Source organism: Paenibacillus sp. PAMC 26794, from assembly GCF_000316035.1.
GTDB lineage: Bacteria > Bacillota > Bacilli > Paenibacillales > Paenibacillaceae > Paenibacillus.
Window position 1 is genome coordinate 458,179 of the sequence record NZ_ANHX01000011.1, and the last position, 22,568, is coordinate 480,746.

Consider the following 22,568-nt stretch of genomic DNA (forward strand, 5'->3'; position numbering starts at 1 on the left):
TGGATTCGGGAATTTACATGAAATAACAATAAAACTAGCTTAACCGTAATCCGTTTGCCATTCGACAAGCGGATTTTTTGGCATTTTTCTAACGCTGGAATAAGGGTTTAAGGGGCAGATTTTTGTTGCATATATCCAGAAATACATATGATTTGGTTCGGGTTTCAGCAGATTGGGGTATAAGAATAGGTATATTAACAGAGTGGAAACATAATCAAAATGAGCAATTAAAGGAGACCCATCTATCATGAAAAAAACAGTAGCGGATGTTCTGGTTGAATCCTTATTAAACGCTGGCATCAAACGCATATATGGCATTGTTGGAGACTCCTTGAATGCGGTACTCGACTCCATCCGTCGTTCTGGGAAGATCGAGTGGATTCATGTACGACATGAAGAAGTGGCTGCATTTGCTGCTGGGGCGGACGCTGAGGTCAGTGGAAGTATCGCTGTCTGCGCAGGTAGCAGTGGTCCTGGTAATATGCATCTGATTAATGGTCTGTACGACTGTCACCGCAATCGTGTTCCTGTACTCGCTATCGCTGCACATATCCCAAGTGACGAGATTGGCAGCGAATATTTTCAGGCGACACATCCGGAGTATCTGTTCCAGGAATGTAGCGACTATTGTGAAGTCATTACAACAGCAAAACAGATGCCGCGTTCTCTGACGATGGCCATTCAGACAGCAGTCGCACGTTCAGGTGTGTCCGTCGTTGTATTGCCGGGGGATGTAGCTGGACTGGAAGCGGCGGATCTGCCTGTGCCTGAGCATGTGTATCATGCGACCAATCCAGTGGTACATCCTTCTGAGCCGGAACTCGTGAAACTGGCGGAATATCTAAATCAAGGCAAAAATATCACGTTGTTGTGTGGTGCAGGCTGCGCGGGCGCTCGGGAGCCCCTTATGCAGCTCTGTGATCGGTTGAAATCCCCGATGGTTATCGCACTACGAGGCAAGGAATATTTGGAGTATGACAACCCCTATTCCGTGGGTCTTACGGGTCTAATCGGGTATTCATCCGGTTATCATGCCATGATGGACTGTGATGTACTATTGATGCTGGGAACGGATTTCCCATATCGTCAATTCTATCCCGAAGATGCCACTGTCCTTCAGGTCGACATTCAATCTTCCCATCTGGGTCGGCGCACGAAGCTGGATTACGGCGTATGTGGAGATGTGAAAGCAACCATTGAAACTTTGCTTCCTTATCTAACAGAAGAACACAGTGACAAACATCTGCGTAAAAGTGTGGATCGTTATGTGAAAGTACGCAAAGATCTGGACGAGCTGGCCGTTGGAAAACCGGGTAAAAAGCCCATCCATCCGCAATACCTGACCAAGGTCATTAGTGATGCCGCAGCTGAAAATGCCATCTTCACCTGTGATGTCGGAACTCCGACAGTATGGGCGGCCCGTTATATCGAGATGTCTCGTAATCGCAGGCTGCTCGGTTCATTCAGTCATGGTACGATGGCAAATGCTTTGCCACAGGCAATTGGCGCTCAGGTCGCCGATCCGGGCAGACAAGTCATCTCTTTGTCGGGTGATGGTGGTATTACGATGTTGATGGGTGATCTGTTGACATTGAAACAGCATAATCTGCCGATTAAAGTTGTGGTGTTTAATAATGGAGCACTCGGTTTTGTTGAGCTGGAGATGAAGGCTGCAGGGTTCCTTGAATCGGGAACAGAGCTTGTAAATCCCAACTTTGCGATGGTTGCTCAGGCCATGGGTATGGAAGGTATTCGGGTTGAGGATCCGGGTGAACTCGAAGGAGCTGTGCAGCGTGCGCTTCAGCATGATGGTCCTGTGCTGATTGACGTGGTGGTGAATCGTCAGGAATTGTCCTTACCTCCGAAGATTGATATCAAACAGGCGGAAGGATTCACCTTATGGATGATGAAAGCCGTGCTGAACGGACGCGGTGACGAAATTATTGAATTGGCAAAAACTAATTTGCTGCGTTAAAGTGTTTCGATAAGCGCATATGCACCGTTTGAAGTTGTAGAGATACCGACTTTAAAAGTATTGTCATGTAAAAGAGGAGCACGCAACAAGACATTATTGTTGCGTGCTTCTTGAATAAGAATGCTGAATATGTGACATGTAATATAGTATGAATACATATTATATGATTTGTTTTTATGTCGGAATTCTATTAGAATAGGTAAAGTCAGGAAGGTTTTATGACATTTTTGACCTACATATTGCATCATTGCATGTACGTACGTTTCATATCGTATTCATCGATCCAATCACAAGATGACACACACACATGGAGGAGATCAACATGAGTCACGCAGGAAAAGTAGCCATTATTACTGGAGCAGGAAGTGGATTGGGCCAAGCAGCAGCGCTGAAGCTGGCTGAGAAGGGTGCATCCATTGTCGTCGTGGATATTGTCGAAGAGACAGGTCTTGAAACGGTTAAGCAGATTGAGAAGCTGGGAAGTAAAGCTATTTTTGTAAAAGCAGATGTGAGTAAAGCACCTGAAGTTGAGAATTATGTGAAAAAAGCAGTCGAAGAGTTCGGACGAATCGACATGTTCTTTAATAATGCAGGTATTGCGGGTCCTGGTATCAAGTTGATCGAACATACGATCGAGCAGTTTGACCAGATTATTGATATTAACCTGAGAAGTGTATTCTATGGGTTGAAGTATGTGATTACGGAAATGCTCAAAACAGGCGGGGGTTCCATTGTGAACACGGCCTCCACAGCCGGTATTGTTGGTGTACCCACAGTTGCACCTTACGCAGCAACCAAACATGGTGTGGTGGGCTTGACCCGTACAGCTGCAATTGAATATGGCAAGGACAACATTCGTGTAAATGCGATTGCGCCAGGTACAATTGAGACACCGATGGTTGTTCAGTTCGGTAAAGACAACCCTGAAGTGTTCAAGGCCACCGTGGACAGCATTCCGTCCGGACGTCTCGGCAGACCGGAAGAGATCGCGAACCTGGTTTCCTTCCTGCTGGGAGATGAAGCACCGTATATCAATGGTGCAGTATATCCGATCGATGGTGCAGTTACGGCTCAATAAGAGTTCAGCTTATCGGCAATTGAATAGCCTTTAAAATAGTTAAAGAGAGGCCACTGTATACGTACAGTGCCTCTCTTTTTAATTTGTTTTAAACTTCAAGAATCTAGAGAATCAACATAGTCTTTGGCTTCTTTCAACGATAGACCTCTGGCTTCACGCAGTCGTTTGATCGCCATAATTTTTTTCCCTTGTTGTATGAGTGCAATCAGCTCCTGATCCAGATCAGTTTGGGCTGGTTGGTTTGTGTGGGAAGGAGATGCTTCCTTCGGCGACAAGGTGTAATTGAAGTCGGAGCGTGTGCCTGCGGTTGAACCGTTCTCCAGACGCTCGACATCTCTTTTCAATTCATTCAATTGGCGTTGCAGGCTGGTGACTCTGACCAGTAACACAAAGATCAGAAGCAGCAAAACGATCCATACCAAGGTGTTCATTTCCATGATGTAATGTGCCTCACTTTCATTTATTCATATTTAGCCATTATTTTAGTTGAACCGGAATTTCCTTGACACCACGAACATTCATACCGGGTCTCCATTCCAGTTCATTCACATCTGCCTGTAGCTGCATATTAGGAAAACGATTCAGAAGTGTGCTGACTGCAATCTCACCTTCCAGACGAGCAAGCGGTGCTCCCAGGCAGAGATGAATGCCTTTGCCAAAAGCCAGATGCGGACTCTTCTCACGTGTGATATCGAAAATATCAGCATCCTTAAACTGCTGTTCGTCCCGGTTGGCGGAATCAAGCGCAACAATGACAAGATTACCTTGAGCGATACGTTGTCCACGGAATTCAATATCTTCCAGAGCCCAGCGGGATGTGCTGAACTCCACCGGTCCGTTATAGCGAAGCATCTCTTCAATGGCATTGTGAATAAGCTCTGGCTGGTTGATGAGCAGTTCGCGTTGCTCAGGATGCTCCAGCAGGGCGAGAATCCCATTTCCAATCAGATTCACGGTTGTTTCATGACCGGCAATAATTAATAAGGAGACAACGCCAAGTAGTTCTTGTTCAGTTAACTGCTGCCCGGATTCTTCCGCAATGACGAGCTGGCTGATCAGATCAGTGCCGGGATCTTGGCGAACTTTCGCAAACCAGGCCGTCAGGTAATCCGTAAACTCCCTGGCATGCTGCTCAAACAGCTCGGCGCTCTCGGCTATGGAAGCATCAATTATCGTATTGGACCAGATGCGGAATTTGTCACGATCCTCAAGAGGGACTCCCAGAATTTCACTAATGACAATGATGGGCAGCGGGAAGGCAAAGTCATCGATCAGATTCATTTTTTCCTGTGACGGGAGGTTGTCCAGCAGTTCATCAGCAATGTCCTGAATATGGCTCCGCATGTCTGCGACCAGCTTGGGTGTGAATGCTTTCTGCACAAGTCCCCGAAGACGTTTATGATCCGGCGGATCGGAGAACAACATATTCTTGGAGAAGATGCTTTGATTCTCAGCGCCGTAACGTCGGACCATGTCTTTGCTGAAGCGAGGATCTTTCAGGATCTGGACTGCATCCTCGTATCGCGTAATAATCCAGCCGAATTCCCCGTGAGGAAACATGACTCTGAAAACAGGCTCCTCTTTTCTTAACTTTTCATACACCGGGTAAGGGTTATGCGTGAATTCTTTCGTGAAAAACGCTGGCTTTGAGGACTCGTTGGGTTCATTCGGGTTCAAATGCAAAATCTCCTCTCATATTCCTGCATAATACCTGCACCCTCTATATATTCAATACACAAGCTTTTGAAACCTTGTTTTTGGTCCATATGGATGATAGAGCAGGAAAATAGAGGAAGATGGAAGAAGACATGTGTAGAGAGAATCGGTTATTATGCTTGGTAAAAATGAAAATGAGGTGAACGCTGACATGTCTTACGCACAACTTCCTTTGCATCACCACCAGATTCCGGCAAGTCGAATGGTTCTTGGCTGTATGCGGTTTGGGGGTGAATGGGATGGGCTCCCCATTACTTCAGATCTTGTCGCAGAAGGTCATCGAGCGGTAGAAGCAGCTATCGAAATCGGCATTAATCACTTTGATCTGGCGGATATTTACACACGTTCAAAATGCATAGATATTGGGTGAAATTTGAACATATAAGAAGACACAGGCTGCTGATGGCCTGTGTCTTCTTTGTAATAATCGGCTTCATTTGGTTGAAACACATTATGGAAAGTGTAATGATTCCTATGGTCCTATGGCCTACAATGCGTTTACATGGGTAATAAGCATGCTGATTCGGATCCGAAACCAGTGTGTTGGCACGGCTGTAAGGATATTTCACCTTCATATTTGCGCTAGAGGCTATGTCCATGGACTTAGAAGAAGTGCTGATAAGAAGGACGTTTCAACCATTTTTATCGTTTTACCGGGTAGTTGCTGGAGTGCTGTGATAAAATGATAGGAATAAGAACATACGATCTGTTTATGTGAGAGGAGACACCTTGACGATGGAGATGCTTAAACCACCCGCCGAGACATTATACGAGGTTGAATTACGTGCGCTGCGAGAGGAAGATCAGGGGAAACGTCCCCCGAACTGGCTGTTATCTCCCGCCTATGTGCGCGATTTTATTATAGGCAGGGATAAGCCTGCGTTATTAAATGGAGAAGAGATCACGATTACCCGCAAATTCTATGGCAATGACGTGTTAATTGAACGTGCAGTGGTTACTCTGGCAGGCAATCGAGGATTAATGCTCGTGGGAGAACCCGGCACAGCCAAGACCATGCTTAGCGAACTGCTGACCGCAGCAATCTCCGGAACCAGTCTGAATACGATTCAGGGTACAGCAGGGACGACGGAAGATATGATCAAGTATTCCTGGAATTACGCCATGTTGCTCGATAAAGGTCCTTCGGAAGCGGCGCTTGTACCATCACCGTTATATAACGGCATGAAGAAAGGCATTCTTACCCGTTTTGAAGAGATTACACGTTGTCCAGCTGAAGCGCAGGATAGTCTGATCAGTATTCTCAGTGACAAGGTTATGAGCATTCCTGAACTGGACGGTGGTGTACTGTTTGCCCAGCCAGGATTTAACGTCATTGCTACAGCCAATATTCGGGATAAAGGTGTTAACGAAATGAGTGGTGCCTTGAAACGGCGGTTCAATTTTGAAACGATCAAACCCATTCATAACGTGAAGATGGAAGCCAAAATTATTGAATCCCAGGCACGAAGCCTGTTATTACATAGTGGAATTGATATTGACATTAACCCGGACGTGGTTGAATTGCTGGCTACAACATTCATGGAACTGCGCACCGGCATGACACGGGAAGGCTACAAGCTTGACACCCCTCAAGCATCCATGAGTACGGCGGAAGCGGTGTCTGTCTATGTCCAGAGTGCGATGACTTCCTATTATTACGAAGATAAAGCTATTGGGCTGGATCGGTTGGTGCAGAACATGCTGGGGACCATTGCAAAGGAAAACGACAAGGATCTGTCCATTCTCAAAACCTACTTCTCCAAGGTCGTAAAAGAACGTTCCAGGGAAGAGGGAATGTGGAAGGACTATTATGAGGAGAGAAAATGGATCGGTTAACAGCAGTTCTGGACCCTGATGTTGAGCAGTTACAATCCTTGTTCGAGTCCCAGGTATATAACCTGAGTAATCATACGGTCTATTATCCAATTAGACACCACAGCCCTGCATGTTCGTATCACTTGTTACGATTAATTGGGGAGTACAAGCCGGATATCATTCTGATCGAAGGACCGGAGAGCGGTAATCCATTAATTTCGGTGCTGAGTGATGAGGCAACGATACCTCCTGTCAGTCTGTACTATACCTATGAGAGTGAATTAGAGAGAGAAGTTTGCTATTATCCGATGCTTCGTTATTCGCCTGAATATGTCGCTTTGAAAGAAGCAAAACGGCTGGACATTCCGGCGAAGTTTATTGACCTGGACTATCAACACTTCTCCACTCGTGCATCCAAATCCGGCCAGACAGAACAAAAGGAGATCTCCATCCAGGACGAAACCTTGCTTGCCGGCTCTGACTTCATTAACCGGTTGTGTCAAAAAACAAACTGTCGCAGTTTTGATGAATTGTGGGAAAAGGTGTTTGAGATTGGCGGCCTGGAGAAATCTACTCAGGAATTCGTGCAGGATGTATTCACGTATTGTACCTTATCCCGAATGTGTTATTCCACGGAACGATTACAGTCTTCAGGTGATCTGGCAAGAGAAGCACATATGAAACAACATATTAATCAAGCGGTGCAGGAGCATGACCGTGTGCTTGTCATTACCGGTGGATTTCATACGTATGGACTGTTGATGTCAGAGAAACATGAATCCCAATTGGAACAGCCAGAAATGGATAAACAGCATACAGACCAACGTTTGGATGGACAAGGTAAACCAGGAACGTCTCAACAAAGTGCGGTTAATCCAGATACGGTTCACCAACAAATGTACCCGATGGTCTATACCTTTGCTGAAGCGGATCGGCTCAATGGATATGCGAGTGGCATGCCTTATGTAAATTATTACGATCAGATCTGGAACCAGCTGCTTCACAAAAAGAGTACACCGTATAATCTAACGGCTCTGGATTTGTTATCCCGGCTGATGCGCCAATTACGGGATGGTCACGAGCATGTATCAACGAGTGATGCGATTGAGGCGTACAGCATGATTCAAGGTCTTGCCGGGCTTCGGGGTAAAAGGGAAGGCGGCGTCTATGAGTTAATGGATGCAGCACTCTCTTCCTTTGTGAAGGGGGAGCTTACCTTGGCGACTGATAAACCGCTGCAAGAGCTGCAGCAATTATTGACAGGAGACGTCATTGGAAGCGTGGCTCCTAATTCATTCAGTATTCCCATCGTGGAGGACTTCAAGGCGCGTTGTACAGAGTACAAACTGCAGATTCGCACAACAGGTCAACACAAGAAAGTGCTGGATCTGTATGCGAAACCGGAGCATCGTCAGATAAGCCAATTGATTCAATGCATCACCTATCTGGTTCCGGAATTCGCGAAACGGCAATCCGGGCCGGACTGGATCGCAGAGCGTGATATGAATCTTGTGCGCGAAACATGGGTTTATATGTACTCATCCCGCATTGAAGCCAGATTGATAGAAAACTCTCTCTATGGCGGAACACTTGCTGGAGCGGCTACACGCAAAATGGAAGAACAGATGCAAGAAATACCGGATCATCATAGCGGTGAACTTGCCCGACTCATGCTTCAAGCGTTGCTCATGGGACTTCAGGACACAGCGATAAAACTCTATGAACAGGTTCGCTCGGCGCTGAGAACCGACGGGAATTTTCTATCCTTATGTAACAGTCTGCATATCTTGAACCGAATTCATCAACACCGCAGGTTGCTGGGATTATCTGACGAGCAACATCTCCCTGACCTGGTATCCGAAGCTTATAGGAACGCCGTGGACAAGTTGTTACAGCTCTCCAGAGCCAATCCGGATGAACATGAAGCCATTATTCAGGGATTGAAGCTGTTAGCTATGCTCGCGGAGTCATCGGAGGAGTGTTTTCAGGATGAGACATTCCGAATACATCTGAATGAGCTTTTGTCTGATCACCAGCTTCCGGCTCAGCTGGAGGGTGTATGTGTGGCTATTTCCTCAGGGCTCGGTGACAGGCCCAGGGATGAGATTGTTGATCGTGCTCGCGGGTATATCCATGGTACACCGGATCAGACCCGTCAAACGGCACTTTTTTTGCAGGGAGTATTCACTGTAGCACGTGACGCTTTTTTATATGAAGATCAGCTCTTGTCTGAGTTGAATTATCTGATTGAACAGCTGTCATACGACGACTTCATCAGTATGGTACCTGAATTGCGGTTGGCATTCACCTACTTTACACCAAAGGAGACGGGCTTGATTGCCGAGCGGGTGGCGAGTCTGCATCAGGTTGAGCCAGAGGAAATGTTGAGGCCTGCGGTTGATGAGCAGATGCTGATTCAGTCCAAAGCATGGGACGAAGCGCTTCGAAAGGAGTTTGCCGCATGGAAGCTAATATGAATGAAGCGAATCGGACAACGGAAGGAACCGGAGAAATCAATGAAAGTTCCAATCCGGATGGAAGCAACCGAGGGGATCAACATTCTGCTGAAACCTTGAATCGATGGCGTCTGATTCTCGGTGAATCCGCTGAAGAAGGGTTGTGTAATACAGACCAATATACTTCGGCTGAATTTCAATATACGGAAATCGATGAGATTCTGGGGTATCTCTATAACCGTGAATACGGTGAAGAACAAGGTTATCGAAAAGAGGGAGGACGCGGTGCGTCTAACCTGACTGTACCAAAATGGCTGCACAAGGTCAGGGATCTATTCCCCAAACCAACGGTAGAAATATTGGAGAAACAGGCGCTTGATCGTTATGGGCTGACAGAATTGTTAACGGACAAAAAGCTGCTTGAATCCCTTGAACCAAACATGAATCTGCTCAAGAACATTATGCAGTTCAAAGGACGGATGAAAGGTGAGGTGTTAAAGAGTGCCAAGGATATCGTTCGAACTGTGGTTGAAGAGCTGCGCAGTAAGCTGGAATCGCAGACCCGAGCCAGTATCATGGGCAAGCGCAGTCGCTATACCTCTAGTTCAGTACGATCCTTGCGCAATCTGAATTTCAAGCGAACCATCACCAAGAATTTGAAGAATTACGATAAAAACAAGCGCAGATTTGTGATTGATCGCCTTTATTTCGACGGGAATATCCAGCCCCATAACAAGTGGAACATCATCATTGGTGTAGACGAAAGTGGCAGTATGCTGGATTCAGTCATCTACAGTTCGGTAATGGCGAGCATCTTCTATCGCTTGAATGCGCTGCGCACGAAATTATTCATATTTGATACCCAGGTTGTTGATCTGAGCGACAGGCTGGAAGACCCCGTAGACGTGCTCATGAATGTACAGCTCGGCGGGGGGACACATATTACAAAAGCGTTGCGTTATGGCGAGACGTTAATCGATAATCCAGGCAAAACCATCTTTATTCTGGTCAGTGATCTGGAGGAAGGGTACCCGATCGCGCAAATGTACAAAGCCTGTAAAGATATCATCGATGCAGGATGCAAATTGCTGGTTCTCACCGCCCTCGATTTTAACGGGGATTCAGTCTATAACAAACATGCCGCACAGACATTAACCAATATGGGGGCACATGTAGCCGCAATTACGCCTAACGAACTCGCGGATTGGATTGGCGAGATCATCACTTAAATTCAAGGAGGAATGTGTAATGCTTACCGCAGACCGCGCAGTTGAAACTTTGGTGGAGAAATTCGCAGTAACCTGTTCAAACGAGTATTCATTAAAAACAGATCGCAGCTCCGAAATTATCGATTACGTCTTGGGAACGACAGACAAGTTCCCGGATATGATGGGAAATTCGAGTCATTATGTGTATCAAACAATTGATCTGCTCATGAAGCTCGCCAAAAAAGACGACGGGGATATCTTTTACCGCGCCGGGGCTATTGTGATATATCTGGAATCCAATTATTCCAAAAGAAATTCATGGAGAACGGATGCCTTTACTGTCTGTATGGGAAATGACTCCGAAGCCTACGGATTAAGCGGAAAGAGCAAAAGCGCTGATCGCATGGATGGATTGTTGTCCCGGTTGGAGAAGATCAGACAGTTTGCAGGCGAAAACGAAATTCTGACTGAATCTAAGAGTAAATTAAAGCGTGCCCAGTGGCTTTTTGATTCCAAAAAAGCGGACAGTCAAGGGGATTACCGGGATGTAATTAATGCATTAATGCTGCTGCAACTATATTCAAGACTCAGTGACACGGCTTCTCATCTTGCAGAGGTTCAATCTTCTGCTGAATCGTTGCCAGTGTTGTTTCAACATGTGATGGCTAATGATCCAGATAAGTTGCGGGACGAGCTACATACGTTGATTGAACCTGTAGTGGTCAGTAATATTCAAGGAAAACATAACGGATCTTCCCAAGAATTGAAGGATGAATTCCTCAAGGAGAAGCGTAGTCAGCTCATAGCTGAACTGTATCCCAATACGTCTTTCTCTTCAAAAGAGCAATGTTCAAACACAGTATTCCATCAAACTATGGTGCTTGTGAGTGGTGCCTTGTTGTACCTGATTAACATTAGTGGAGGTAAACAACGGTTCCTTGATACAAATAGTGAGATTGGGCATGTTTTGCTTCACACAGTACATCAATTACATGAGATTTATCCACTTGAAGTTCGCCGTTACTTGCTGAGTATGGACCCTAGAGCCAAGAGTCCAAATGATCTGCTTGCTGGACTTGTGCCTCTGGATGAACCTTATCAGTTGGTTGAAATGTTGCGGGACGAGCTTAATTCGTACACGGTATCTTGGAACATGTTACAATCTGCGATCGCGAATCGTCCTGAACAAGCGATTCGAGCATACGAGATTATGAGTCCGCCATTCCTCAAACTCTGCATTCAGAAATTCATGGAGGATCAAGGATTGACATTGCCTAATGCGGAGGGGGCACTGGAGCAAGCGGTATTTAACGCTCTTCGGCATCCTTTGGACGGGGGACGTCAAGGACTTGCGATTGCAAGATACTTAAGTGGGGAAAACACCCTGGAGGAATATTGGGAGGACCCGAATAGTCGCGGGTTGTTTAATCAACTGAATCGGGATAAGAAGCGTGTTCACAACCTCATTAGTATTAGTTTTCTGCCCTTGGACTCGGAGGCAATGCGCAGGTTCGCAATCCTGACCACTCATCCCGATTGGACACTGGATATTATCTCAGACATGTACAATTCATACGCGTTTAGTGGAGAGCAACTGCTTCAACGTTATGGGCGAGATCCTGAGGTGCAACGTGAGAAATTGCTAACCAGCCTGATCTCACTCAATGGCATGACCGACTACAGATACAAATCGATGCCGCATGACGAATACCGCCGAATCATTCAGCAGAATCTGGACTATGCACTGACACAGTACAAGAAACTGCCAACAGATACACGCATTTTAATTCTGGAGATTACCTTTGAACAGCGTGATGAGTTATCGAAGAAAATATTGGCCGAAGCGATTCGTGCCGGATTGCAGGATTCTTCCAAAAAGGCCAACGGCGTGGCGTTAGCGGAATTCAACCGAATTCCTGATCAGGACTTGTATACGCTCGTCTACCTCTCGGAGAAAAAAGTGGGAATCAAAGAAATGGCTCTGACCGCAATCCGCAGTCTGGTAAACAGCAAGGAGCTGTATGGTGAGCTTTTGAAGAAAGAGAAGGCAGAGGATTGGAAGAACCTGATTCAAATTCTGCTGGATACCGCAGATCTGAGCCCGGAGTATGCTCATGCTGCGCTCGCTGATCAGGCAGATAGCAAAAAGCTGTCCAGATTAAGCTGGTTGTCCCTGAAAGACCTCCCTTCCCTGATGAGAACAGAGGACAATCAGCCGTTAGATGACCGAATTAAGCTTTATGTTTTGGTGCAATCGCTGGATCACACGTCAGGACCCAATGAAAGATTAAATGAATTACGGGATTACGTAAGTGAGGCATCGCTCGCTCGTTTTGCAAGTGAATTGCTTCAGGTCTGGATTCAAGAAGGTGCCCCCGCGAAAGAAAAGTGGGTGATGTATGTTTCAGCACTCTTTGGCGATATTCAGATTGTGAATATTCTGGCTCCGCAAATTAAGGAATGGACAGAAAACAGTCGTGGCGCGATTGCAGCAGATGCTGTAAAAGTGCTCGCTTATCTGAAAGATCCATCTGCTCTTATGGCGATTGATAAAATCAAACGTGGCGTGAAGAACCGTCAGGTGAAAGGTGCAGCAGAAGAAGCGTTGCAGCTTGCAGCGGATAATATGGGACTTACCTCGGAACAACTCGAAGATCGGCTGGTCACTACACTTGGTTTTGATGAAAAAGGAACCATGCAGCTGAGTTACGGAGAGCGTTCCTTCCTGATTAAGGTGAATGGAGACTTGCAAGTCGTTGTCTTAAATGAAGAAACGGGCAAATCCGTGAAGAGTCTGCCTGCTCCTGCACAGAAAGATGATCCTGAATTGGCAGCCCAGTCCAAAGCACGTTTCACACAACTGAAAAAAGATCTCAAATCCATGGTTAGCATTCAGGCACAGCGTCTGGAAGAGTCATTGTCCAAGCAACGTCTATGGTCTGCTGATGAGTGGAAAGCCCTGTTTGTACAAAATGTAATTATGCAGAAATTTGCTGTTGGTCTGATCTGGGGAACGTATGAGGATGGCGCTCTGATCAACACGTTCCGTTATATGGAGGATGGCACATTCAATACCGTGGATGAGGATGAGGTTGATCTGCCTTCGGGTGCGCAAGTGGGACTTATACACCCGCTGGAACTGGATCAGGCGACGCTTGAAGGTTGGACAACGCAGTTGGAGGATTACGAGATCAAGCAGCCATTTGAGCAATTGAATCGTGAGATTCACCAGCCAGAAGATGAGGATAAAACGAAGAATGAATACGATCATCTGCCCGAGTCTGATTTCTCACCAACGGCTTTCCCCAAAGCACTGGAGAAATACGGCTGGATCAAAGGACCGGCACAGGACGGCGGTTGGTATCATGAATTTTATAAAGAGTACGGAGATCTTGTTGCGGAATTGCAATTCAGTGGTACGAGCATTACGTATTACGAGGGATTGGATGACATTACCCTGGAATCCCTTCATTTCTTCAAACCGAATAACAAGCAATATTATTACTATGGTGACAACAAACCCATTGCTCTAGGCAACGTACCAGGTCGAGTATTTAGTGAAACGATCTACGACATTCTGAGAGCAACGGGGCGTTGATGACGTGAGTGGATTCAAGGAAAAATTCCGGATTTTTTCGAAGCTGTGCACGGAGGATTATCTGATCCGGTACGCCAACAAGGGATTATACAAAAGGTCTTTGAAAGAGTTGGACAATGGTGTAAGTGTAACGTACACATGGAATGCATCATCGGTGAGTTGTCAGCTCAGTGACGGGACACACTGTACGCTTGAAGATACGCTGGATCATTGGGAATGCTCTTGCCCTGCCGATCATATCTGCAAACATGTGCTGATTGCAATTCTGTATGATCAACGGGAATATACGGCAGAGGATTCAATGAATGCAGACGATAAGAATGCGCTGGATAAGGATTCAGGGATACCGGATAATGATCCGCTGGACGTACCAAAAAACGTATCAGTAACAGAATCAGCATCAAACTTAGTATCAAATGTGGACGATCCAAGCGAAATTCCGCATACGGTATCACGTGAGATCGAGTCACGCTTCCGCTGGATGACGGAGTCTGACCTTACCGTGTTAATTAAATCGTATAGTTCTTCCATGATCGAGGAAGTTGTCTTCCGACTGAGATACCCAGAGGAAATTAAGATCATTGAAGATTCACTTCTTACGGTTCATCTGACCACCCAGAATATCGAGGTGTCTTTTACTGAGGAACCGAACCTTGCAAAAGCACTATGTAAGGTGCAGCAGACAGCCGGGAAAATGGCCAAGCTTGAAGCTTTGTTACGGTACCGGAACCTAGAAGGCCTGGATGATACGGATGCATTAAGTGGACGGGTATACGAAGCCAAGTTCTCTCTTCAGACAGTACAGGAATGTCGGGTTATGCTGGCAGGATTGTTAAAGACGGGACTGGCCCGCCTTCCTCAGTCCTATATGGCACAACTGGAGACCTTGGCAATCGCTGCTCATAGTGGCAACCTGCCTGACATAGAACGCAGTTTACGAGGGATTCAAGGAGAACTACAGTTGTTTTTCAACAGACATATACGTTTCTCCATGCAATCCATGTTGGATCGGGTAAGCAAGCTATATCTTGCACTCCAGGTTCTTGAAGAAGAAAAGGTGTCTGTCATTCAGCAGAGTCAGCTCATTGGCAGTTTTCGAAGTAAATACTTTACGGTTCCTTCACTTCACCTGTATGGACTGGGAGCTGACGCGTGGGAGACACGATCCGGTTTCCGTGGAATCACCTATTATTTCTATTGTTTCGATGATGAGGAAATCTACACCTATAGCGATGTACGTGCTGTATATTATGATGATCAGCAGTTCTCATATACAGAGCATTATGGTGCATTCACACCATGGCTGCCTAATCTGACCTTTCGCCAGTTCGTGGGTGAAGAAGTTCAATTCCATTCCGTTAAAGTGAATGAAGAACGCCGGATCTCTTCAGGGGAAGGTGCCAAGCTTGCGATTTTGCCACGAACGGGTGTGGAAACGTTGAATCTGGGCAAAACCATGCAAGACGTAACGTCTGTAATTCAAGAGGAATCGCGATCGTTCGACTTGTTTGCTGCTCCCAAAGAACGACTGGCTGTGATCAAAGTTGCTCGAATCGTGGACCATAACTTTGTCAAACAAACGCAGGAGCTTGTCCTGACGGTTGAGAGTACCGAAGGAGAACGATTGGCACTCACTCTCCCGTATTCATCTGACTGGCAGGCGATGATCCAAAGACTGGAGTCAGGATATGGTTCCCAATCGCTTGAACACTTCTATGCCTTTGTGCGTGTGGAACCAAAACGGATTAGTCCGATCAGTTTCCTGAAGGGTCAAACGGTGCTCAGTCTGAAACTGGATATCGGCAACGGAAGGATGGGAAGACTTGGAAGAGCATAATCAGTTCATGCAGAAAATTAGCGGATGGTCTGAAGAGTTGCTACTGCGCGGGTTATCCCAGTTTACGATCCGAGATATTGAGGTACTTGAGCAACTCACAGTGGAATCCTTACGGTTGCAGAAGAGTTTTCTTCATGAATTGCTGAATCATGTCATCAAGGAAGGTCGTAGCGTGGCTCTTGGACAAGGTAATGAAGAACTATTGTTATTTCAGTATTGTCGTCTCACCCAGTATGTGCAACTCAGTGTGCAAGAAGAGGCGTAATATTGGTTAGTATTCCAAGCGACTGCACATGAAGCGATATGATGTAATAAATAAGATGTATTATAGAATATAAGAAGATTTGCAGAAGACCACAAGGTCACTGCAAATCTTTTTTATCGTGGAGTAAGCGAATCAATCTCATAACTCATTAAAAACGGATTTATGTAACTAGATATAGACAAATTGAATCGTTTTGATCTATATCTAGCCTTGAATTGAAGCAGCCAAAGGTATTATGAAATTGATTTAAGTAAAAGTCATTTGCCAAACGAATATAGGTGGGAAGCACTGATTACCACGAGCACTCGTGATCATATTAGCATGGAAGGGAGGGTACATGTAATTGTGGAGGAAGAACAAATACGGAAGGCAGTAGCGAATCATGATCCTGATGCCATGGAATGGGTGATGAACCACTACGCAGGTTTGTTATGGAAGATTGCTCATTCCATCCTACATCATGCATCGGCAGAAGAGATTGAAGAATGCGTAGCAGATACATTTTTTGCTTTTTGGCAGAATCCGGATGCATTCCAGTCTGGGCGAAGTAGCCTGAAAAATTACCTTGCAACAATCACAAAATATAAAGCGATTGATCGCTACCGGAAACTTAATCGAAGATCTGAGCTTACATATGAAGAGGAGATTCATTCGGTGCAAACGGAGGATTTGTTGGTTCAGATGATCAGTAAAGAGACGTTTACGGAACTTAATCACATGATTGAATCTTTTCCAGAACCGGAACGGGAGATTATGAAACGTCGGTTTTACGAAGGACAGAGACCCCATGAGATATCGGAAGCATTGTCCCTGCACGTTAGGCAAGTCCATAACAAGCTTTATCGCTCCAGGCAACGATTGAGGACATGGTGGATGAACAGGAAATAAAGGAGGCAATCAAATGCGAAAATTCGAAAAAGAATTCACTGAGCAGAACCTCTTTAATATTAAAAAGTTGTTCTATGATAAATTGGCGATGGATGAACCACCAACCCTTACGAGATCAGATACATCATTTTATCCACCTGTATTATATCCATCGGCTCCATCCGCACATACCAAGAAGTCCATGAATAAAAGAAAAAGGTATCGCAAAGCCATCTATATTCCTGTAACCGCTGCGTTATCGTTATGTCTTGTTACTGGAGCAGCTGCATCGGTGGGTATCATTGACCTGTCTGCTGTTCTTCATTTTCTAGGTGCAGATCGGATTGGCATTCTTCAGCCTGTTCATCAGGTGAGTGAAGATCAAGGGATTCGAATGGAGGTTATAGGTGCTATCAGGGACGGAGATACAACGGAAATCTATGTTTCATTATCGGATCTGACGGGTCATCGCATTGACGATACACTGGATGTATATGATTACAGGGTAACCGGAGGTAATGCAAACAACGCTCAGATTATTCATTATGATGATGCGAATCAAACGGCTATTGTCCGATTCCTCATTCAAGGAAAAGTTAGCAAAAATCGAATTACAGTTCAGATTAATACGCTGATGTCGGGTGCATCTCGACAAGATGGATACAACGTACAAGTGGACTGGGAGCAGTTGCTACAAGAAAAGCAAAACAATAACTATGATATCGTGGATCAAGATCGTATAAGTGGCTTGGGAGGTACAACCGATATTCAATTGGATACTGATCCAATTCCGGTACTGCATCAGGATGTAACGAATATCCCTGTTGAGGGTATTGATTGGATGCATATTTCCAATATAGGTTTTGTGAATGGCAAATTACACATTCAGATTAATCCGGATAATGAGATAGGCGAGTATAACCACGGATATTTCTACTTCACAGATGAGCAAGGTCTAAAGCTCGATATTCCCCAGTATTCCATTAGCTATGGACACTATATGAAAGATGGGGTCGGGTATGGAGGAGATTATGAGGAGTTTGTGTATGATCTGTCTGCTGTTGACGATTTAGATAAGCTAAGACTTCAAGGCAGCTTTACGAGCATTAGTGAAGTTATACAGGGGAATTGGAAAACAACTTTTAACCTGAGTCAAAATGCTTTGAGTAAAACAGGAAACATTCAGCTTGATGTAAATGGAGGCTTACAGGCGAATGTAACTCTTTCTTCGGTTGGCGTCACGCTTACAAGTGAGGCATTGAGCAAGATTCGGTTGAAGGATCTGCATATTGAAGTACACCTGAAGGATGGTACAGAGTTGTCTGGCGCATCAGGTTTCCTCCAGTTGGATCAGGATCTCATCAAGTGGATATCCCCTACAACCATTCCGGTGAACGATGTGAGCTACCTGCTACTTAATGGAGAGAAAGTAACTTTGCAAGATAATTAATATATAAAGTGAAACAAAAAATCGGAGGATAACAGTGATCGGAAGGTTGTTCTGTCATCGGAGTGGTAAGTGTGAAATATTCATTAGTTCAACTTATATAAAATGAATTACATGTCATATCCCGATTTATGACGCATACCATTAGGCGAATGCGGTCATAAGGGAGGAAACTGAGATGTCCATGAGCGAACCGCTGTTAACGCAGATTGTGAATCAACATATTCCGGCTGGTGCAACGGTCGTCACTATTGATAAACCTGTTCAACATCCAGCAATCTACGCGGCAGATCTTACCGGTGACGGTATGCCGGAGATTGCTGCAGTCTATCAGTTGAATGGTGAGCTGTATTTGCTCATTCTGAAATTTGTTCAAGGACATTGGATCAAGATGGCACTAATTAAGGGATTGGGGTATGGGGTGACTTTAATGACTGCAGCCCCTGTAACTTCAACGGCAAGGAACAATCTCATTATCGGTTGGCGGATTGGTTCTATTTGGTCTAAGCTTGCCGTATATGAGTGGACGGAATCCGGGCTCAAAGATCTGGCGCCTGACGATCTATACTATAGCTATGCAGATATTATAGATATGCCTGGTCCACATGGTCGAGATGGGAAAGTGGAGATTGCACTCTGGATACATGACACAGGTGAAGCCTATCGTGTGGAGATTATCCGATGGCAAAATGGGAAATGGGTTCCTGCACCGGACGTATATGCAACCTATTATCCCAAAGTGGTGCAATATTACGAGCAACTAACCCAGCAATATCCTGATTATATCTTTTACTGGTATTACTTTGCGGATGCTCAGTACCATGCGGGCCAGTATCCGGCAGCTCTCGCTTCAGTTCAGAAGGCACTCAGTTTCCCGGAAGCGTATCCGTCCAGAGAAGTGCTACAGGAGCTGGAAAAGAAAATTAAGCAGGCGATGGTCCCTATAAGCCATGCTCGGGTAACGATATGGTTATATCCAATCTCCGTTCGAACCACGAGTGGGACGCGTTGGGGGTATATGGATGCCCAAGGCCACATTCGGCTTGAGCCGGTACTGGATGACGCGCAAGAGTTTCAGCCCAATGGATTGGCTGTGGTTGTGAAGGATGGTCGAGCCGGCGTTATTAATCTTCAGGGGCAGTATGTCGTTCAACCTGTATACGATTCCATCAATTCCTTTTCCGAAGAACGGGCGATAACGATTGATTCTCAAGGATTTAAGATGATTAATGAACAAGGTACAGTCCTGACCAAACGGGCGTACCCGTATATTTCGAATATGAACGACGGTCGAGCGTTATTTTACGATTCTAATCCTGGTCAGGCAGATGGATCGGTGAGTCGGTATGGTTATTTGGATGCGTCGGGCAATGAGGTGATTCCGGCACAGTTCGCGTCGGCGAATGATTTTCAAGATGGCAAAGCGGTCGTGCAGATTAAGGACAATGAATATGCGCTCATTAATCGCAATGGACATCGGCTCGCAACGTATCCATATGCCTATGTGGGACCACTAGGGGATGGACTGCTGGCTTTTCAAAAAGAAACCTCGGGCAAATATGGCTACATCGACGAACGGGGTAATATTCGCATTCAGCCCAAGTTTTCATCGGCATTTCCTTTTAGCGGCGGGCAAGCGATTGTTAATACAGCAGAGGATTACAAATCGATCTACGGTGTTATTAATACGCAAGGATCGTTTATCATTCAACCCGCATATAATGACATCCGCGAACTAGGCGAGCATCGTTATGCGCTGGGGCAAGCAATTAATCCGGAGCAGCCGTATATTGGCTCTGTATACGCGATTGCAGATACCAATGGCAGAAGACTTACGGAGTTCCTATATCGCGAAGTAAGCAATTACAAAAACGGCCTTGCTTCCGCATCGGATGGCAGACAAACCTATCTGCTGGATCTGAGTGGAAGACCTGCCGCTGGGTATCCACATGTAGAAGGTTCGGGTACGCTGGAGGTCGTGGCACCAGATCTGATTAAGGCCTATGTAGACCAGCGCTTATCGTATGTGAACCGGGCCGGACAGATCATCTGGCGGCAAAATACAATCGTTCCACTTCATCCGCCGTACCGTGTACGCGAAGAGAAATACAAGCCGAACAGGGACTATCTCGTATATTATCCGCAGGTGGAGGGATTAACGAACCAAGCGGAGCAAATTGCGCTGAATGCCAAGTTGAAGCAACTCTCCCAAGTTAAACCGATCCCTGCCGATCAACAGCTGGATTACACGTATACAGGTGATTTTGATGTTACGTTTTATCAGCAGCAATTGCTACAACTGCAACTCACAGGTTATAACTACCCGGCGGGTGCAGCGCATGGTATGCCTACGATGATCTATGCGATCATTAATCTGACGAATGGTCAGTTGTATGAGTTGAAGGATTTATTTAAACCGAATAGTGACTATGTAAAAGTGTTGAGCCAGATTGTGGGGGATCAGATCAAAAATGATCCTCAATACTCGTATGTGTTCCCGGACACCTATACAGGGATTAGTGCGGAGCAGCCGTTTTTTGTCACAGCGGATGCTCTGCATCTCTACTTCACTCCATATGATATCGCTCCTTATGCGGCAGGGTTCCCAACGTTTACGATTCCTTTTGCCCAGATCAAGGATATCATTAATACAGAAGGTTCATTCTGGAGAGCTTTTCATAGTTGATTGAGGGTACAGCCAACATTTTAACGAAAATATACGCTAAGGGCGTTAAGGCGCAAAGACAGCGAATTTTTCCTGCTTTAAGCAAATGACCGCTAATACTTAGCGTATAAAACAGTCAAAATGTTGGCGCTACCCCATATAGAACTACTATAAATCAATCATTCCATCCTTTACATACATCAATCCACTCTGAATAACTAGAGTATTTTTCTAATTGTTTTATTGTAAGTTCAATAGCACTATTGCTACTCCCGCAAGCTGGATAGATTGTCTCAAAACGTTTTAGTGATATGTCTAGATAAACAGAAACATCATTTTTAATAGCAAATGGACAAACACCTCCAATGGCATGACCAACCAGATCAATGGCTTCATCAGGAGAAAGCATTTTTGCTTTTGTTTTGAAATACTCTTTGAATTTTTTGTTATCCACTTTTGCATCCCCGGCGGCAACTACTAAAACAGCTTGTCCATTCACCATAAATGAAAGTGTTTTTGCGATTCTCTCTGGCTCACAACCTAATGCAGATGCAGCCAAATCCACGGTTGCACTAGATACCTCAAATTCTTTAATTTGAGAATCCATACCATATTGTTTAAAAAAATCTTTTGCTTTTTCAATTGCCATAATCATCACACCTCATTTTAAAATATTTTCTAGAAGATCATAGATGAAACTTGCCTATGTTCTTGGGTAAAAAATCATGTTGTAAATGACACATGGTTCTTGATAGAGATTATTATAGGAATGAAAAACATTAGCACGAAAGCGGAGTGCTTGATTTTCTTTTAAAACAATTTTTTTTGTGTTGACTACCATTTCTAACATACCTTGTACCACAAAAACATATTCTTCCACACCATCAAGGTGCCTTGTAGATGGATGGTGACATCCAGGATCAAATTCGATATAGAATATTTCAACGTTACGGGTAGGGTCAAAAGGAAAAACAGGAAATGCTCTCATTTTTCCATCATTTTCAATGATAGCGTCTTTGGACCGTGTATCAACCACACTGCACTCATCTTCTAGCTCTTCCAATAATAAAGATAAAGGGACTTTTAAGCCCACTGCGATTTTCCAAAGAGTTGTAATAGTGGGTGAAGACTGTCCTCTTTCAATCTGTCCAAGCATAGGCTTACTTACATCAGTAAGTTTAGAAACATCTTCAAGTGTAAGATTTCTAGTTGCTCGTATTTCTTTTAACCGTTCTCCAATAGTTAATACTGGCGATTGCATTACATCACTCCTTTTGTATGTTATAACATGTTAAAATATAATATAACATACTAATAGTTGAATTCAATAGGCGGCAGTTTAATGATGTAAGTAACTCCTTCACATATTTATCCATACTAAATGAAAAATATTACGGGTGTTACAGATCAAAGAAGTCATATTTATCTATACAAGTAAAAAACGAAAACTTTCTCCAACAACACTTTTTTTGCTTGGCGAGAATGTAAATACACCAGTCATTCTCAAGTTACGCGACGAGGTCATATGTCCAATAGGGCTTATAAGATGCTGTGAGACAACAATAATCCGTGATGAGGTATTATTGCTCCGTGAAGAGGTAGTGATCATTCAGGGCTCTATGAGATATTAATGTGCGTATA

The 22,568-nt window shown here is 44.9% G+C and carries 16 protein-coding genes; 12 read left to right on the top strand and 4 right to left on the bottom strand.

Annotation, left to right across the window (positions count from 1 at the left end; all coding sequences use genetic code 11):
* Positions 1 to 247: 247 nt before the first annotated feature.
* Positions 248 to 1,975: a ubiquinone-dependent pyruvate dehydrogenase gene (gene poxB, locus D829_RS0107345; RefSeq protein ID WP_017688218.1), complete on the top strand. Its 1,728-nt coding sequence runs from the start codon at positions 248 to 250 to the stop codon at positions 1,973 to 1,975.
* Positions 1,976 to 2,297: 322 nt separating this feature from the next.
* Positions 2,298 to 3,053, top strand: a complete 756-nt coding sequence (locus tag D829_RS0107350; RefSeq protein ID WP_017688219.1) for an SDR family NAD(P)-dependent oxidoreductase — start codon at positions 2,298 to 2,300, stop codon at positions 3,051 to 3,053.
* Between the two features lie 95 nt (positions 3,054 to 3,148).
* Here D829_RS0107350 and D829_RS0107355 read toward each other — a convergent pair whose 3' ends face one another.
* Positions 3,149 to 3,490, bottom strand: coding sequence for a ribosomal protein L7/L12 (locus D829_RS0107355; protein ID WP_017688220.1), 342 nt, complete (start codon positions 3,488 to 3,490; stop codon positions 3,149 to 3,151).
* Positions 3,491 to 3,530: 40 nt separating this feature from the next.
* Entirely contained in the window at positions 3,531 to 4,730 is a 1,200-nt protein-coding gene (locus D829_RS0107360) for a cytochrome P450 (RefSeq protein WP_017688221.1), read from the bottom strand.
* A 190-nt stretch (positions 4,731 to 4,920) separates the two neighbouring features.
* Here D829_RS0107360 and D829_RS0107365 point away from each other — a divergent pair, with 190 nt between their 5' ends.
* The 10 genes from D829_RS0107365 (at position 4,921) to D829_RS0107410 (ending at position 20,948) form a co-directional block, all read left to right on the top strand.
* Positions 4,921 to 5,139 (top strand): aldo/keto reductase, encoded by a 219-nt coding sequence (locus D829_RS0107365; protein ID WP_152416961.1) that lies wholly within the window; start codon positions 4,921 to 4,923, stop codon positions 5,137 to 5,139.
* A 365-nt stretch (positions 5,140 to 5,504) separates the two neighbouring features.
* Positions 5,505 to 6,605, top strand: coding sequence for an AAA family ATPase (locus D829_RS0107370; protein WP_017688223.1), 1,101 nt, complete (start codon positions 5,505 to 5,507; stop codon positions 6,603 to 6,605).
* Complete coding sequence (locus tag D829_RS0107375) at positions 6,593 to 9,061, top strand: DUF5682 family protein (protein WP_017688224.1); 2,469 nt, start codon at positions 6,593 to 6,595, stop codon at positions 9,059 to 9,061. Before D829_RS0107370 ends, D829_RS0107375 begins: the two co-directional genes overlap by 13 nt.
* Entirely contained in the window at positions 9,046 to 10,269 is a 1,224-nt protein-coding gene (locus tag D829_RS0107380) for a VWA domain-containing protein (RefSeq protein WP_017688225.1), read from the top strand. The genes D829_RS0107375 and D829_RS0107380 overlap by 16 nt, the downstream gene beginning before the upstream one ends.
* A 19-nt stretch (positions 10,270 to 10,288) precedes the next feature.
* The gene (locus tag D829_RS32365; protein ID WP_017688226.1) at positions 10,289 to 13,846 is read left to right on the top strand and encodes a DUF4132 domain-containing protein; all 3,558 of its coding nucleotides are present in this window, start codon (positions 10,289 to 10,291) and stop codon (positions 13,844 to 13,846) included.
* A gap of 4 nt (positions 13,847 to 13,850) precedes the next feature.
* Positions 13,851 to 15,683, top strand: coding sequence for a hypothetical protein (locus D829_RS0107390; protein WP_017688227.1), 1,833 nt, complete (start codon positions 13,851 to 13,853; stop codon positions 15,681 to 15,683).
* The gene (locus D829_RS0107395; RefSeq protein ID WP_017688228.1) at positions 15,670 to 15,948 is read left to right on the top strand and encodes a hypothetical protein; all 279 of its coding nucleotides are present in this window, start codon (positions 15,670 to 15,672) and stop codon (positions 15,946 to 15,948) included. The genes D829_RS0107390 and D829_RS0107395 overlap by 14 nt, the downstream gene beginning before the upstream one ends.
* Before the next feature lie 345 nt (positions 15,949 to 16,293).
* Entirely contained in the window at positions 16,294 to 16,836 is a 543-nt protein-coding gene (locus tag D829_RS0107400) for a sigma-70 family RNA polymerase sigma factor (RefSeq protein ID WP_017688229.1), read from the top strand.
* Between the two features lie 13 nt (positions 16,837 to 16,849).
* On the top strand, positions 16,850 to 18,265 hold the full coding sequence (locus D829_RS0107405; RefSeq protein ID WP_017688230.1) for a DUF4179 domain-containing protein: 1,416 nt from the start codon (positions 16,850 to 16,852) through the stop codon (positions 18,263 to 18,265).
* Positions 18,266 to 18,440: 175 nt separating this feature from the next.
* Positions 18,441 to 20,948 (top strand): WG repeat-containing protein, encoded by a 2,508-nt coding sequence (locus tag D829_RS0107410; RefSeq protein WP_017688231.1) that lies wholly within the window; start codon positions 18,441 to 18,443, stop codon positions 20,946 to 20,948.
* A 154-nt stretch (positions 20,949 to 21,102) separates the two neighbouring features.
* On the opposite strand, the gene D829_RS0107415 is transcribed toward D829_RS0107410, so the two are convergent.
* A complete protein-coding gene (locus D829_RS0107415) occupies positions 21,103 to 21,576 on the bottom strand; it encodes a YbaK/EbsC family protein (protein WP_017688232.1) in 474 nt (157 codons plus the stop codon).
* Positions 21,577 to 21,630: 54 nt separating this feature from the next.
* Positions 21,631 to 22,188, bottom strand: a complete 558-nt coding sequence (locus D829_RS0107420; RefSeq protein WP_017688233.1) for an XRE family transcriptional regulator — start codon at positions 22,186 to 22,188, stop codon at positions 21,631 to 21,633.
* Positions 22,189 to 22,568: the final 380 nt, after the last annotated feature.